The sequence below is a fragment of the Ensifer oleiphilus genome, from assembly GCF_013371465.1.
Classification (GTDB): domain Bacteria; phylum Pseudomonadota; class Alphaproteobacteria; order Rhizobiales; family Rhizobiaceae; genus Ensifer; species Ensifer oleiphilus.
Genome location: NZ_JABWDU010000001.1, coordinates 233375 through 246415, shown reverse-complemented (window position 1 = coordinate 246415; position 13041 = coordinate 233375). Strand labels below are relative to the sequence as shown.

The 13041-nt window shown below is 62.2% G+C and carries 14 protein-coding genes; 13 read left to right on the top strand and 1 reads right to left on the bottom strand.

From position 1 onward, the window contains the following. The first annotated feature begins 255 nt into the window (after nucleotides 1-255). The 7 genes from dnaN to HT585_RS01235 all read left to right on the top strand — a co-directional run bounded on the left by dnaN (nucleotide 256) and on the right by HT585_RS01235 (nucleotide 5440). A complete protein-coding gene (dnaN, locus tag HT585_RS01265; RefSeq protein ID WP_176351271.1) occupies nucleotides 256-1374 on the top strand; it encodes a DNA polymerase III subunit beta in 1119 nt (372 codons plus the stop codon). Nucleotides 1375-1595: 221 nt separating this feature from the next. Then, entirely contained in the window at nucleotides 1596-2198 is a 603-nt protein-coding gene (gene pmtA / locus HT585_RS01260) for a phospholipid N-methyltransferase PmtA (RefSeq protein ID WP_176351270.1), read from the top strand. 12 nt (nucleotides 2199-2210) lie between these two features. Next, nucleotides 2211-2795: a histidine phosphatase family protein gene (locus HT585_RS01255; RefSeq protein WP_176351269.1), complete on the top strand. Its 585-nt coding sequence runs from the start codon at nucleotides 2211-2213 to the stop codon at nucleotides 2793-2795. Nucleotides 2796-2802: 7 nt separating this feature from the next. Beyond that, a complete protein-coding gene (pyrF, locus tag HT585_RS01250; RefSeq protein WP_176351268.1) occupies nucleotides 2803-3507 on the top strand; it encodes an orotidine-5'-phosphate decarboxylase in 705 nt (234 codons plus the stop codon). Nucleotides 3508-3647: 140 nt separating this feature from the next. Continuing rightward, nucleotides 3648-3935 (top strand): DUF1330 domain-containing protein, encoded by a 288-nt coding sequence (locus HT585_RS01245; protein ID WP_176351267.1) that lies wholly within the window; start codon nucleotides 3648-3650, stop codon nucleotides 3933-3935. A gap of 120 nt (nucleotides 3936-4055) precedes the next feature. Continuing rightward, nucleotides 4056-5036, top strand: a complete 981-nt coding sequence (locus HT585_RS01240; protein ID WP_176351266.1) for a complex I NDUFA9 subunit family protein — start codon at nucleotides 4056-4058, stop codon at nucleotides 5034-5036. A gap of 242 nt (nucleotides 5037-5278) precedes the next feature. Continuing rightward, nucleotides 5279-5440, top strand: a complete 162-nt coding sequence (locus HT585_RS01235; RefSeq protein ID WP_176351265.1) for a hypothetical protein — start codon at nucleotides 5279-5281, stop codon at nucleotides 5438-5440. 132 nt (nucleotides 5441-5572) lie between these two features. Here the strand turns inward: HT585_RS01235 and HT585_RS01230 are convergent, their stop codons facing one another. Then, the gene (locus HT585_RS01230) at nucleotides 5573-6379 is read right to left on the bottom strand and encodes an undecaprenyl-diphosphate phosphatase (protein ID WP_176351264.1); all 807 of its coding nucleotides are present in this window, start codon (nucleotides 6377-6379) and stop codon (nucleotides 5573-5575) included. A gap of 162 nt (nucleotides 6380-6541) precedes the next feature. Between HT585_RS01230 and HT585_RS01225 the strand changes: the two genes are divergently transcribed. The 6 genes from HT585_RS01225 (at nucleotide 6542) to HT585_RS01200 (ending at nucleotide 13032) form a co-directional block, all read left to right on the top strand. Next, a complete protein-coding gene (locus tag HT585_RS01225) occupies nucleotides 6542-7234 on the top strand; it encodes a glutathione S-transferase family protein (RefSeq protein WP_173418737.1) in 693 nt (230 codons plus the stop codon). A 10-nt stretch (nucleotides 7235-7244) separates the two neighbouring features. Beyond that, nucleotides 7245-8417, top strand: a complete 1173-nt coding sequence (gene queG / locus HT585_RS01220; RefSeq protein ID WP_343213886.1) for a tRNA epoxyqueuosine(34) reductase QueG — start codon at nucleotides 7245-7247, stop codon at nucleotides 8415-8417. Next, the gene (locus HT585_RS01215) at nucleotides 8405-9280 is read left to right on the top strand and encodes an SDR family oxidoreductase (RefSeq protein ID WP_176351262.1); all 876 of its coding nucleotides are present in this window, start codon (nucleotides 8405-8407) and stop codon (nucleotides 9278-9280) included. Before queG ends, HT585_RS01215 begins: the two co-directional genes overlap by 13 nt. Nucleotides 9281-9750: 470 nt before the next feature. Continuing rightward, nucleotides 9751-10125, top strand: coding sequence for a septal ring lytic transglycosylase RlpA family protein (locus tag HT585_RS01210; RefSeq protein ID WP_077503071.1), 375 nt, complete (start codon nucleotides 9751-9753; stop codon nucleotides 10123-10125). Nucleotides 10126-10263: 138 nt separating this feature from the next. Then, a complete protein-coding gene (locus HT585_RS01205; protein ID WP_176351261.1) occupies nucleotides 10264-11553 on the top strand; it encodes an RsmB/NOP family class I SAM-dependent RNA methyltransferase in 1290 nt (429 codons plus the stop codon). 198 nt (nucleotides 11554-11751) lie between these two features. Next, complete coding sequence (locus HT585_RS01200) at nucleotides 11752-13032, top strand: imelysin family protein (RefSeq protein WP_176351260.1); 1281 nt, start codon at nucleotides 11752-11754, stop codon at nucleotides 13030-13032. Nucleotides 13033-13041: the final 9 nt, after the last annotated feature.

The window sequence follows — 13041 nt, the reverse complement described above, 5'->3', positions numbered from 1 at the left end:
CTGCAGCTTCCTGATGACTGTGCCGGCCGACCGGTTTCAGCCTTTATGAGTGAGCCGACATGGCAGGGCAAGGGCGCGACGCGACAGGTCTGCGTGTCATCTGGGGACAGCGCCCGTCAAACCCCTTGCTTTTCAGGCGATGTTTCTGCCATTTTGCCGGTCCACATCCTTCCGGTCGGTCGGCCGGGACACTCGCAGTTGACGCTGCGGCGGGAGCCTCGCCCGCCGAGCAACGGTTGAAAGCGGTAGCATCCCATGCGCATTACTCTCGAGCGGTCCAATCTTCTGAAGTCGCTGAACCACGTTCACCGCGTGGTCGAACGGCGCAACACGATCCCGATCCTCTCGAACGTCCTGTTGCGCTCCGACGGTGCCAGCCTCGAAATGAAGGCGACCGACCTCGACCTCGAGATCACCGAGGCGACGCCGGCGCAGGTGGAGCAGGCTGGCGCCACGACCGTTCCGGCACATCTGCTTTACGACATCGTGCGCAAGCTGCCCGATGGCTCTGAAGTGTTGCTTGCGACCAACGCCGAGGGCACGGCGATGACGGTCCAGTCGGGCCGATCGAAGTTCTCGCTGCAGTGCCTGCCGCAATCCGACTTCCCCGACCTGACGGCCGGCACCTTCTCCCACACGTTCCGCCTGAAGGCGACCGACCTCAAGATGCTGATCGACCGGACACAGTTTGCGATCTCGACCGAGGAAACCCGCTACTATCTCAACGGCATCTTCGTGCACACGGTCGAAAGCAAGGGCGATCTGAAGCTTCGCGCCGTGGCCACCGACGGCCACCGCCTTGCGCGCGCCGACGTCGAGGCGCCGTCCGGTTCCGAGGGCATGCCGGGCATCATCATTCCGCGCAAGACCGTCAGCGAATTGCAGAAGCTGCTCGACAATCCCGATATCGTCGTGACGGTCGAAGTCTCGGACGCGAAGATCCGCCTGACGATCGGCTCGATCGTGATGACCTCAAAGCTGATCGACGGCACCTTCCCGGATTACCAGCGCGTCATCCCGGCCAATAACGACAAGGAACTGCGCGTCGACTGCCAGTCCTTCGCCCAGGCCGTCGACCGCGTTTCGACGATTTCCTCCGAGCGCGGACGCGCCGTGAAGCTGGCGCTGACCGACGGCCAGATGACGCTGACGGTCAACAACCCGGATTCGGGCAGTGCGACCGAAGAGCTGCCGGTCGGCTACGACCACGACCCGCTCGAAATCGGCTTCAACGCCAAGTACCTGCTCGACATCACCTCGCAGCTGACCGGAACCGACGCCATATTCATGCTGGCCGACCCGGGCTCGCCGACGCTGGTGCGCGATCTGGCGGCCGAAGACGCGCTCTACGTATTGATGCCGATGCGGGTTTAGTCGCCCGTGCCGCGATGAAGAAAGCGACCCGTCACGCCCCGCGTGGCGGGTTTTTTGTTGGCGCCGATATGCGTGCGTTGTTGATAAGACGACGCTTTCAGGCGTAGACAGACTTGTTTTTGCCGCAGATGGGATCACATTATATTCACAATGTCCGCGCCCCGCTCGAATCAGCGAGACCGGACGATCCGTATGAGAGGACGACGGTTTTGAGGGGTTCAATGAATTTGCGCGTGAAGGTGAAGGAACGGCTTGGCCGGAAATTCGACGAGGAGATCCGTTTCTTCAAAGGGTGGATGAGCAATGCGAAGGCGGTCGGGGCCATCCTGCCGACATCTTCCGTCACCGCCCGGCGCATGGCGAGCGTCATCGATCCCCATTCGGGACTGCCGGTTCTGGAGCTCGGGCCCGGCACCGGCGTCATCACCAAGGCGATCCTGGAGCGTGGCGTCGCACCGGAAGATCTGGTGTCGGTCGAATACTCCACCGACTTCTACCAGCAGCTCAAGGCGAACTACGCCAACGTCAACTTCATCAATGGCGACGCGTTCGATCTGAAGCACACGCTTGGCGCGATGAAGGACCGAACCTTCGACAGTGTCATTTCCGCCGTGCCGTTGCTCAATTTCCCGATGTACCGTCGCGTCGAGCTGATCGAGGATCTCTTGTCCCGCATGCCGATCGGCCGACCTGTCGTTCAGATCTCCTATGGTCCGCTGTCGCCGGTCGTTGCCATGCCCGACCGCTACAGTATCCAGCATCTCGACTTCGTGGTGCGCAACATCCCTCCGGCCCAGCTTTGGGTCTACCGTAAGGCGCACTGACGGAGCACAACGTTGTTCGGCCTGTATATCACGCACCCGCAGGTGCAGATCGATCCGGCAGTGCCTGTGCCGAAATGGGGACTGTCGGAAATCGGACATGCACGAGCGGAGATAACGGCGCAGCAGCCCTGGGTTAGAACGCTCGGGCGGATCGTTTCGAGCGACGAAACCAAGGCGATCGAGACCGCGAATCTTCTGGCCGGCGCTGCCGGCATCGCGGTCGAAATCGACGAGACGATGGCCGAAAACGATCGTTCGGCCACCGGCTTCCTGCCGCCTCCCGAATTCGAGAAGGCGGCGGACTGGTTCTTTGCCAACCCGGATGAGAGTTTCAACGGCTGGGAACGCGCCATCGACGCGCAGGCCCGTATTTCGGCTGCCGTCTTTCGTATTCTCGATGAACACGACCCTGATATCCCCATCGCTTTCGTCGGCCATGGCGGCGTCGGCACCCTCTTGAAGTGCAAGCTGGGTGCTAGCGCCATCAGCCGGAGCGCCGACCAGAAGGGTGGCGGCGGCGGCAATCTCTTCGCATTCCGCCTTGCGGATCGTGCCCTCACATGCGACTGGACCCCGATGGAATTCTGGCAGGGGTGACCGCGACATGACCGAGACCGCACGTGACCGACTGATCGTCGGCCTGGATCTTCCGACAATCGCAGAGGCCGAAAAGATCGTCACCACGCTCGGTGACGACGTGGCCTTCTACAAGATCGGCTACCAGCTGGTGTTTGCCGGCGGCCTCGAGTTCGCCCGCGATCTGGCCGCAGGCGGCAAGAAGGTCTTCCTCGACATGAAGCTGCTCGACATCGACAACACGGTCGCCAAGGGCGTGGAGAACATCGTCAAGATGGGCATGTCGATGCTGACCCTGCATGCCTATCCCAAGGCGATGAAGGCGGCCGTCGAGGCGGCGAAGGGATCGGATCTCTGCCTGCTCGGCGTCACGGTTCTCACCTCGATGGACGAGCAGGACGTGATCGACGCCGGCTACGAATACGACCCGCATACGCTGGTGCTGCGCCGGGCCGAACAGGCGCGCATCGCCGGCATGGGCGGCATCGTCTGCTCGGCCGAGGAATCCTCAGCCGTGCGCAAGATCATCGGCCCCGACATGGCGCTGGTGACACCGGGCATTCGTCCGGCCGGCAGCGACAAGGGCGACCAGAAACGCGTCATGACACCTGCCGATGCCCTGAAGGCCGGATCGAGCCACCTGGTCGTCGCGCGCCCAATCGTCGCAGCAGCAGACCCGCTCGCCGCCGCCCGCGGCATTCTCGACGAGATGACCGGCGCGCTTTCGCGCTGATCCTGACACCCTCTTGCAACAGGCAGGCGATCCGTCGCGCCTATCGCCCGCTTCCGCAACCGTTGCGCTTGACCTCGCTCTGGATTTGCCGGAAGTAACACCCCCGTCTGCTTTTGATGCCTGAAGACGAGGAGTTCAGCATGGCAAAGGGATACTGGATCGCGCGGGTCGATGTGCGGGACCCGGAACGCTATAAAGACTATGTGGCGGCGGCAAAGCCTGCCTTCGAGAAATACGGTGCCAACTTCCTTGCCCGAGGCGGTCAATTCGAGCGCCTGGAAGGCGGGGTTCGCGCCCGCAACGTGGTCATCGAGTTTCCGACGCTGCAGGCCGCCGTCGACTGTTACAATTCGCCCGAGTACCAGATAGCCGCGGCGATCCGCCAGCAGGTGGCAGACGCCGAGATGGTGGTCGTCGAGGGCATCTGACGCGCGATGCGCGGCAAGCTGTTGCAACACCACCCGCCGCGAGGATTGGCCTTCACCTCTCGCGGCTGTTGGGCTATGTAGCAGATAATTCTTCCAAATGAGATCAGGAGTGCGTTTCCCATGACCTTGTCCAACCTTCCGCCGCTGGTGACGATTTTCGGCGGATCCGGGTTCGTCGGCCGTCATGTCGTGCGTGCGCTTGCCAAGCGCGGCTATCGCATCCGCGTCGCCGTTCGCCGTCCTGATCTTGCAGGCCACCTGCAGCCGCTCGGCAATGTCGGCCAGATCTCCTTCGTCCAGGCCAACCTGCGTTATCGCAAGTCGGTCGACCGCGCCGTCGAGGGCTCCGACCACGTCATCAACTGCGTTGGCGTGCTGTTCGAGAGCGGTCGCAACACCTTCGACGCCGTGCAGGATTTCGGCGCCCGGGCGGTTGCCGAAGCTGCCCGCAACGTCGGCGCGAAGCTGACGCACATCTCGGCGATCGGCGCCGATGCCAAGTCGGAATCGAGCTATGCCCGCACCAAGGGGCGCGCCGAAGCCGCCATCCGCGAAACGCTGCCGGATGCGATCATCCTGCGCCCGTCGATCATCTTCGGACCGGAAGACGGCTTCTTCAACAAGTTCGCCCAGATGGCCCGGTTCGCACCGGCGCTGCCGCTGATCGGCGGCGGCAATACCAAGTTCCAGCCGGTTTATGTCACCGACGTCGCCGAAGCCGTTGCCCGCTCCGTCGAAGGCAAGCTGTCGGCCGGGACGATCTACGAACTCGGCGGACCTGACGTTCTGACCTTCCGCGAATGTCTGGAGATCATGCTGCAGACGATCGACCGCAAGCGCCCGCTGATCTCGGTGCCCTTCAGCATCGCCTCGCTGATGGGCAGCATCGCGTCGATGATCCCCTTCATCGCGCCGCCGGTGACGCCCGACCAGGTGGTGTTGCTGAAATCAGACAATATCGTCTCCGCCAAGGCCGAGTCCGAGGGCCGCACGCTTCGCGGCATCGGCATCACGCCCACGATGCTGGAATCGATCCTGTCGACCTATCTCGTGCGCTATCGCCCGCAAGGCCAGTATACGCGCAGCGGCCGCGCCGCCTGAACCAGCCGCACCGCAAAGTCTTTTCGAGCGCCGCCGGCCTTGCCGGCGGCGTTTTTTGTTGTGTCGTTCAGGCAACAGCGTTGCAGTTCTGCCGCAGTCACAAAAGCGAATGGCATTTACCGCAGATTCAACATGTCCTGATATTGATCAAGACATATCCAACGCATAAAAACCGCCCCGCGCCCCGATCGCAAGGTTCAGTCTCGGCGGCGGCAACATCACTCTCGAAAGGCATAGCGTCCATGGGCAAGTCGATCGCAATCTTTTTTGCGTGTGCGGCACTGATCATTCTGGCTGGCTCATTCATCGCGCCGAATACGGTCGCGAGCAGCCGCAAGGGATGCACGCCGGCCTATGGCGTCGACCCGTGCACGACGGCGTCGATCGACCTTTCCGGCAGGTAAGCCGGCGCCCACCGGGCGAAAAGCTTTGAGTTATTGGCGGGGGCCAGGGACCGCGTGCGTTTCATCTGAAACGCACGCGGTTTTGTTTTGTTACGGCAGCGCGCGTCAAACATGACGCTCGGTGCCTTCGGATCAGCCAAGCATCCAGAGGCCGACGAGACCGGCCGTGCCGACGACGATGCGCCAGATCGCAAAGGGCGTGAAGCCGCGACGCGAGACGAAGTCGAGCAGCGAGCGGACGACGAAGATGCCGGCGACGAAGGCTGCGACGAAACCGACGGCGATCACGGTGAAATCGTCGAACGACAGCGCATCGCGGTTCTTGTAGAGGTCGAGCGTGAAAGCGCCGAGCATCGTCGGCATGGCGAGGAAGAACGAAAACTCCGCCGCCGACCGCTTGTCCGTTCCCATCAGCAATGCACCGGCAATGGTCGCGCCCGAGCGGGACGTGCCCGGGATCATCGCCAGGCACTGGAACAGACCGATCTTCAGCGCCAGCGACGGCGGGTATTCCATGACGTCGGTGTAGCGCGGCGTCAGCGGCAGGCGATCGATCGCCAGAAGGATGAAGCCACCGACGATGAGCACGAGGCAGATCAGCACCGGCGTTTCGAACAGCACGGTCTTAATGAAGTCATGAGCGATCGCGCCGATGACGGCGGCCGGCAGGAAGGCGAGCAGCACCGACACGACGAAGCGGCGGGCCTTGACGCTCGTCGGCAACGCCAGCGCGATCGACAGGAGCCTCTGGAAATAGACGAGCAGGATCGCCAGGATGGCGCCGAGCTGTATCAGAACGGCGAAGGTGTTGCCCGGCGATCTGAACCCGAGGAAATGCCCGGCAAGGAGCACATGCGCCGTCGAAGACACCGGAATGAACTCCGTGAGCCCCTCGATGAGGCCGAGGACGAGCGCGCTGATGATCGATTGATCCGCCATATATAAGAATTTCCTGACAAGTTTTGGAGTGGGAGGAAAAGGCTGATTCGCTTGTGTTTGCCACCACAAGTTCCTATAGCTTTTTCTGATGAGCCGTGGCCAGACGCATGCGCCGCCACGTGGACGTCCCCTGAAAAAAGACCATAAGAAGCCAGATCATCGATGCCGACACTGTACCATCACCCCATGTCATCCGCTTCGCGGTTCGTGCGCCTGATCCTTTCGGAATACGGCTACCAGACGGAATTGACCGAGGAACAGCCGTGGGAAAACCGGCGGGACTTTCTGACGCTCAACCCGGCGGGAACGTTACCGGTCTATGTTGACGACAGTATGAGGGCGCTCTGTGGCGCCACGATCATCTCGGAATATCTCGACGAGACGAACGGCATCATGAAACGAGATCGGCGGCTCCTCGCCGAGGACCCGTTCCAGCGCGCGGAAATCCGGCGCCTCGCCGAATGGTTCCTGCACAAGATGGAAGCCGACGTGACGCGGCCGCTGGTGCGCGAGCGTATCTACAAGCTGCAGATGACGCCGGATCAGGGCGGCGGCGCGCCTGACAGCAAGGTGCTGCGCACCTCGCGCGCCAATATCCGCCAGCACATGAAGTATCTGTCGTGGCTCGCGGGCTCGCGGCCCTGGCTTGCCGGAGACCGGATCTCCTATGCCGACCTTGCGGCTGCCGCGACCGTTTCGGTGCTCGATTATCTCGGCGAGATCGACTGGTCGGACGCGCCGACCGCCAAGGAATGGTACCAGCGGCTGAAGTCCCGCCCCTCGTTCCGCCCATTGCTTTCCGAGCGCGTGCGCGGCGTCACACCGGTTCCGCACTATGCGGATCTCGACTTCTGAGGATCAAGCCGTGCCCGGCAGTGCTGCCAAGGCTGAGAACCAGGAGCGACGGCGGCAGAAGCTGACGGACTTCCTGAAGGCCGAGGCGGCCGAAAAGGGGTTTGACGTCTGTCGCATCACACGGCCCGATGCCATACCGGAGGCGCCGGCGCGGCTCGCAGATTTCCTCGACGAAGGCTTCCATGGCACGATGGAGTGGCTCGCCGAAACGGCGGAGCGCCGCTCCGATCCGCGCACCCTTTGGAGCGACGTGCGCTCGGTCGTCATGTTCGGCATGAACTACGGCCCCGAGGAAGACCCGCGGGGCATCCTCGACCAGCCGGATCGTGGCGCAATTTCGGTCTATGCCCAGAACCGCGACTATCACGACATCATCAAGGGCCGGCTGAAAGAGGTCGCGACCCGCTTTGCCGCGCGCGCCGGCGAGGACGTGAAAGTGTTCGTCGACACGGCGCCGGTGATGGAAAAGCCGCTCGCCGAGAAAGCGGGCCTCGGCTGGCAGGGCAAGCACACCAATCTCGTCAGCCGCGAATTCGGCTCCTGGCTGTTTCTCGGCAGCCTGTTCACCACGGCAGACCTTGCCTTCGACACAGCCGAGCGCGACCATTGCGGCTCCTGCCGCGCCTGTGTCGACGCCTGCCCGACCGCAGCCTTCCCGGCCCCCTACCGGATCGACGCGCGGCGCTGCATTTCCTACCTGACGATCGAGCACAAGGGGCCGATCGACCCGGCGCTGCGTCCGCTGATCGGCAATCGCATCTATGGCTGCGACGACTGTCTTGCCGCCTGCCCCTGGAACAAGTTCGCGCAAACGGCATCCGAGATGAAGCTCAAGGCGCGAGACGACCTGAAGGCGCCGTCGCTCGCCTTTCTTTTGACCCTCGACGACCCGACGTTCAGAACCTTCTTTTCGGGCTCGCCGGTCAAGCGCATAGGGCGTGATCGCTTCGTCAGAAATGTCTTGATCGCAGCAGGCAATTCCGGCGATGAGAGCCTCGTGGACGCCTGCCAGACGCTGACCGGCGATGCCTCGCCGGTGGTGAGGGCGATGGCGGTATGGGCTCTGTCGCGGTTGATTTCGCCCGACGCGCTTGCGGCGTATGAGCGGCAGTGCGGCGCGGAAAGCGACGAGGAAGTGTTGTCCGAATGGCAAATGGCAGGAGTGAGCCGATGCATGTCCTAGTTCTTGGCGCCGGCTATTCCGGCATGGCGATCGCCCGCGCACTGGCCGGCAAGGCCGACAGCGTCACTGGTACGACCCGCAGCGCGGAAAAGGCCGCGAAGCTCGAAAAGGCAGGCATCCGCCCCATCGTCTTTGACGGCGACACGGTCTCAGACGAACTGGCAGCCGCCCTGCGGCAGACGACCCATCTCATCCAGTCGATCGCCCCCGGCCGCGACGGCGACCCGATGTTCCGATCCGGCAGCGCCGACCTTGCCGAGCTTGCCCCTGCTCTTCGCTGGATCGGGTACCTCTCGACCGTCGGCGTCTATGGCGACCATGGCGGCGGGTGGGTGACGGAAGACATGCTGTCGAAGCCGGTCTCGGCGCGTTCGGTCGAGAGGGTCGAGGCGGAAGACGCCTGGCGCGCTTTTGGCGCAAAGCACGATATTCCCGTCGCCGTGCTCAGGCTTTCCGGCATTTACGGCCCGGGTCGCAATGCCTTCTGCAATCTTGCCAATGGCACGGCCCGAAGGCTGATCAAGCCCGGCCAGGTGTTCAACCGCATCCGTGTCGAAGATATCGGCGCCGCCACGTCCTACCTCTCAGAACGGCTGCAAGGCGGGATCTTCAACATCACCGACAACGAACCGGCACCGCCGCAGGACATCGTTGCCGAGGCCGCACGACTGATGGGCGTCGAGCCGCCACCCGAGATGCCGTTCGAAACCGCCGAGCTTTCGCCGATGGCTCGCTCCTTCTATGGCGAGAACAAGCGCGTCTCAAATGCACGCATACGGGAAACCGGCTTCGAATTTTCCTATCCCGACTATCGCGTGTCACTTGCGCAATTGTGGCAGACAGACAGCTGGCGCGGCCAGTGAACAATTGCTGCGCGAAAGGGTCAACATATCCCTCTCGCAATGGAACATTGCCTATTGCATGAACGTTAGTATTGGCGATCTCACGGGGGGCTCAATTGTGACCCTCGTGAGATATTCATTCTATACTTTGCGAATTGTATGCAACCTTGGCGATAGTATGGCATTTTGAACCATCCGGATCCGGACATTTCGTTCAAAACGAAATTTTTAATGATTTTTATCGCGAGGCCAAGATCTCGGCACGCGCGCGTGCCGCCATTGATGTTCAACCGCTGATTCCAAAGAACTTCCGGGCATCGCTTAAACTATTTCAAACAATCTTCGATTTTTAATTTTCGTCCTTTTTCAATAAATCCTAATAGAACGTAAATGGTTGAAGCACGTTTTCGCCATTTTTCGCCCCAATTAGCGATCTTCGAAAGAGTTAACCAAGAGCCACCGCCCAAAGGCTCTAACCGAGGGTCGCCAGTTTGACGCCAGCGAAAATCAAGACTGTTGCTGCGGCAGCGCTGTTCACCGCCGGGATCGGCCTCGTTTCCGTTTCCGATAGCCAGGCAGCAGGCGCCGGCTGTGGTGGCGCCTCCTGGTATGCGCTGACCTCCAAGACGGCTTCCGGCGAACGCATGAACGCCGCCCGCCTCACCGCAGCCCATCGCAGTCTGAAATTCGGCACCAAGGTGCAGGTTACCAACAAGCGCAACGGCAAGAGTGTAATCGTTCGCATCAACGATCGTGGGCCGTTCATCCGTGGCCGTGTGATCGATCTTTCCAAAGCAGCCGCCTCGCAGATCGGCATGATCAGCTCCGGCCACGCCAGCATCTGTTATCGCGTCGTCAATTCCTGATCGCAGGAGACTTCCGCCCGGCATTCTGATGCGGGTGGTTCTGCTTTGAGAAAGACCGTTCCCCGCGTTTAATATTTAGCAGCGTCTTGCTCTTCGATGCCATCGCCGCTACCACGGCGAAAAAGGAGTTCATCGAAGATGCGATTGGGCGGCAGGCTCGCTGGAGCCATTGAGGTTCTTGAGGATATCGAAAAGCGGAAGCGCCCGGTCGCCGACGCACTCAAGGACTGGGGCCTTTCCCATCGGTTCGCCGGCTCCGGCGATCGATCGGCGATCGGCAACATCGTCTATGACGCGCTTCGCATGAAGCTCTCCCATGCCTACCTGATGGACAGTGACAGCGCAGCCGCTCTCGGCCACGCGGTGATGTACCGCCAGTGGGGGTTTTCACCCGACAAGCTGGCCGCGGAACTCGATGGCGACAAGTTCGCGCCCGAGATGCCGTCGGCCGACATGACCAAGGCTTTCGCCACCCGTCGTCTCGAGGACGCCGCTCCCCATATCCAGGGCGATATTCCCGAATGGGTGCAGGCCTCCTTCGAGGAGAATTTCTCCGACGACTGGCTCGATGAGGCCAAGGCGCTTGCCGGACGCCCGACACTCGACCTGCGCGCCAATACGCTGAAGGCGACGCGCGCCAAGGTGCTGAAGGCGCTGGAGCGCAGCGGCGCAGAAGCGGCGACGATCGCACGCAACGGCATTCGCATTCCGGCCGGCGAAGGCGCCTCGCGCCTGCCCAACGTCACCGCCGAGCTCTCCTTCCAGAAGGGCTGGTTCGAAGTTCAGGACGAGGGATCGCAGATCGTGGCCGACCTCGCCTTCCCGCAGGAAGGCGAGCAGGTGCTCGACTATTGCGCCGGCGGCGGCGGCAAGACGCTCGCCATGTCGGCGGCCATGAACAACAAGGGCCAGGTGCACGCCTACGACACCGACCGCAAGCGTCTCGCGCCGATCATCGAGCGGCTGAAGCGCGCGGGAACGCGCAACGTCCAGGTGCACGAATCCACCGAGAGCCTTGAGCCGCTTGCCGGCCGCTTCGATCGGGTTCTCGTCGATGCGCCCTGCACCGGCACTGGAACCTGGCGCCGTCGCCCCGACACCAAATGGCGGCTCAACCAGAAGAACCTCGAAGAGCGCATCGCCCAGCAGGAAGAGGCGTTGGCAAGTGCCGCGCAGTTCGTGCGGCCGGGCGGACACCTGATCTACGTCACCTGCTCGGTCCTTCCCGAGGAGAACGAGGCACAGGTCTACGGCTTCTGCGAGGACAATCCGGAATTCGAGATCCTGTCGGCCGCCGACATCTGGGCCGGACTGTTCGGCACCGACAAGCCGCAGCCGTGGTCCGCCGACATGAAGACGGTGACGCTGACGCCGGCCTCGACCGGCACGGACGGCTTCTTCTTCTGCCTGATGCAGCGCAAGGGCTGATGGCTTTTGACAACAGTCAAAACACGCACATCAGATTGAAAACCTTCTAAACTATACACTTTGACACCAGTTTAGTTTTGGTTCATGACAATCACGCTCCGGCGGGTCGGCGGGGGATTTCTGACGACCCTTGCCGAGCGATGACGCCGTCCCGCGGTGTCCGTTCCGGTCCCGCCGGGAAAAGAACAGGAGAGGGTCATGACCAAGAATTTCATCCGCGCCGCGGCGCTGGCGCTCATGACGGCAACGTCGACGCTGGCCCTGCAGCCGGCACAGGCCGCTACCGATGCGGCCGCCGTCGTCAAGCACTACACCGTCGTGGCGCATGCCAAGTTCGAAGACGCACTGATCACGGCGCAAGCGCTCGACAAGGCGATCGACGCGCTGATTGCGACCCCAAGCGAAGCGACGCTGAAGGCGGCGCGCGAGGCCTGGCTCAAGGCCCGCAACCCTTACCAGGAAACGGAAGTCTACCGCTTCGGCAACGCGATCGTTGACGAGTGGGAAGGCAAGGTCAACGCCTGGCCGCTGGACGAAGGCCTGATCGACTATGTCGACCCGAGCTACGGCAGCGAAAGCGACGAGAACGGCCTGTTCACCGCCAATGTGATCGCCAACAAGACGATCAAGATCGACGGCAAGGACGTCGATGCCACCAACATCACACCGGAACTGCTGGCGGGCACCCTCCAGGAAGCAGGCGGCATCGAGGCGAACGTCGCCACGGGCTATCACGCCATCGAATTCCTGCTCTGGGGTCAGGACACGAACGGCACCAAGGCTGGCGCCGGCAACCGTCCCTACACCGATTACGACACCAAGGCCTGCACCGGTGGCAATTGCGATCGCCGTGCGGCCTATCTGAAGGCCGCCTCCGAGCTGCTCGTTGCCGACCTCAAGGAAATGGTCGCCAACTGGACGCCGGATGGTGCCGCGACCAAGGCCGTCGAAGCCGATCCGAAAGCTGGAATTACCGCCATCCTGACCGGCATGGGATCGCTCTCCTATGGCGAGCTTGCCGGCGAGCGCATGAAGCTCGGCCTGCTCCTCCACGATCCGGAAGAAGAGCATGACTGCTTCTCCGACAACACGCACAACTCTCACCTGCATGACGCGATCGGCATCCAGTCGGCCTATACCGGCGACTATACCCGCGTCGACGGCACCAAGCTGACCGGCGCCTCGCTTTCCGAACTGGTTGCCGCCAAGGATGCGGCTCTCGACAAGGAAATGACCAAGGATCTGGCCACCACCGTCGAGAAAATGCAGGCGATGGCCAAGCGCGCCGAAACCGTCGAGGCCTACGATCAGATGATCGGGGAAGGCAATGCCGAGGGCAACGCCACCGTCCAGGCTGCGATCGACGGCCTCATCGCCCAGGCCAAGACTGTGCAGCGCGTCATCGCTTCGCTCGATCTTGGAACAATTGAGCTTGAAGGTTCCGACAGCTTGGATAATCCTAACGCTGTGTTCCAATGAGTTGAAAAG

Excerpts from the sequence above, each read along its gene's own strand:
- HT585_RS01200 (WP_176351260.1), top strand. The coding sequence starts at position 11,752 with ATGACCAAGAATTTCATCCGCGCCGCGGCGCTGGCGCTCATGACGGCA.
- HT585_RS01240 (WP_176351266.1), top strand. The coding sequence starts at position 4,056 with ATGACCTTGTCCAACCTTCCGCCGCTGGTGACGATTTTCGGCGGATCC.
- HT585_RS01245 (WP_176351267.1), top strand. The coding sequence starts at position 3,648 with ATGGCAAAGGGATACTGGATCGCGCGGGTCGATGTGCGGGACCCGGAA.
- HT585_RS01225 (WP_173418737.1), top strand. The coding sequence starts at position 6,542 with ATGCCGACACTGTACCATCACCCCATGTCATCCGCTTCGCGGTTCGTG.
- pyrF (WP_176351268.1), top strand. The coding sequence starts at position 2,803 with ATGACCGAGACCGCACGTGACCGACTGATCGTCGGCCTGGATCTTCCG.
- pmtA (WP_176351270.1), top strand. The coding sequence starts at position 1,596 with ATGAATTTGCGCGTGAAGGTGAAGGAACGGCTTGGCCGGAAATTCGAC.
- HT585_RS01230 (WP_176351264.1), bottom strand. The coding sequence starts at position 6,379 with ATGGCGGATCAATCGATCATCAGCGCGCTCGTCCTCGGCCTCATCGAG.
- HT585_RS01205 (WP_176351261.1), top strand. The coding sequence starts at position 10,264 with ATGCGATTGGGCGGCAGGCTCGCTGGAGCCATTGAGGTTCTTGAGGAT.
- HT585_RS01235 (WP_176351265.1), top strand. The coding sequence starts at position 5,279 with ATGGGCAAGTCGATCGCAATCTTTTTTGCGTGTGCGGCACTGATCATT.
- HT585_RS01215 (WP_176351262.1), top strand. The coding sequence starts at position 8,405 with ATGCATGTCCTAGTTCTTGGCGCCGGCTATTCCGGCATGGCGATCGCC.
- dnaN (WP_176351271.1), top strand. The coding sequence starts at position 256 with ATGCGCATTACTCTCGAGCGGTCCAATCTTCTGAAGTCGCTGAACCAC.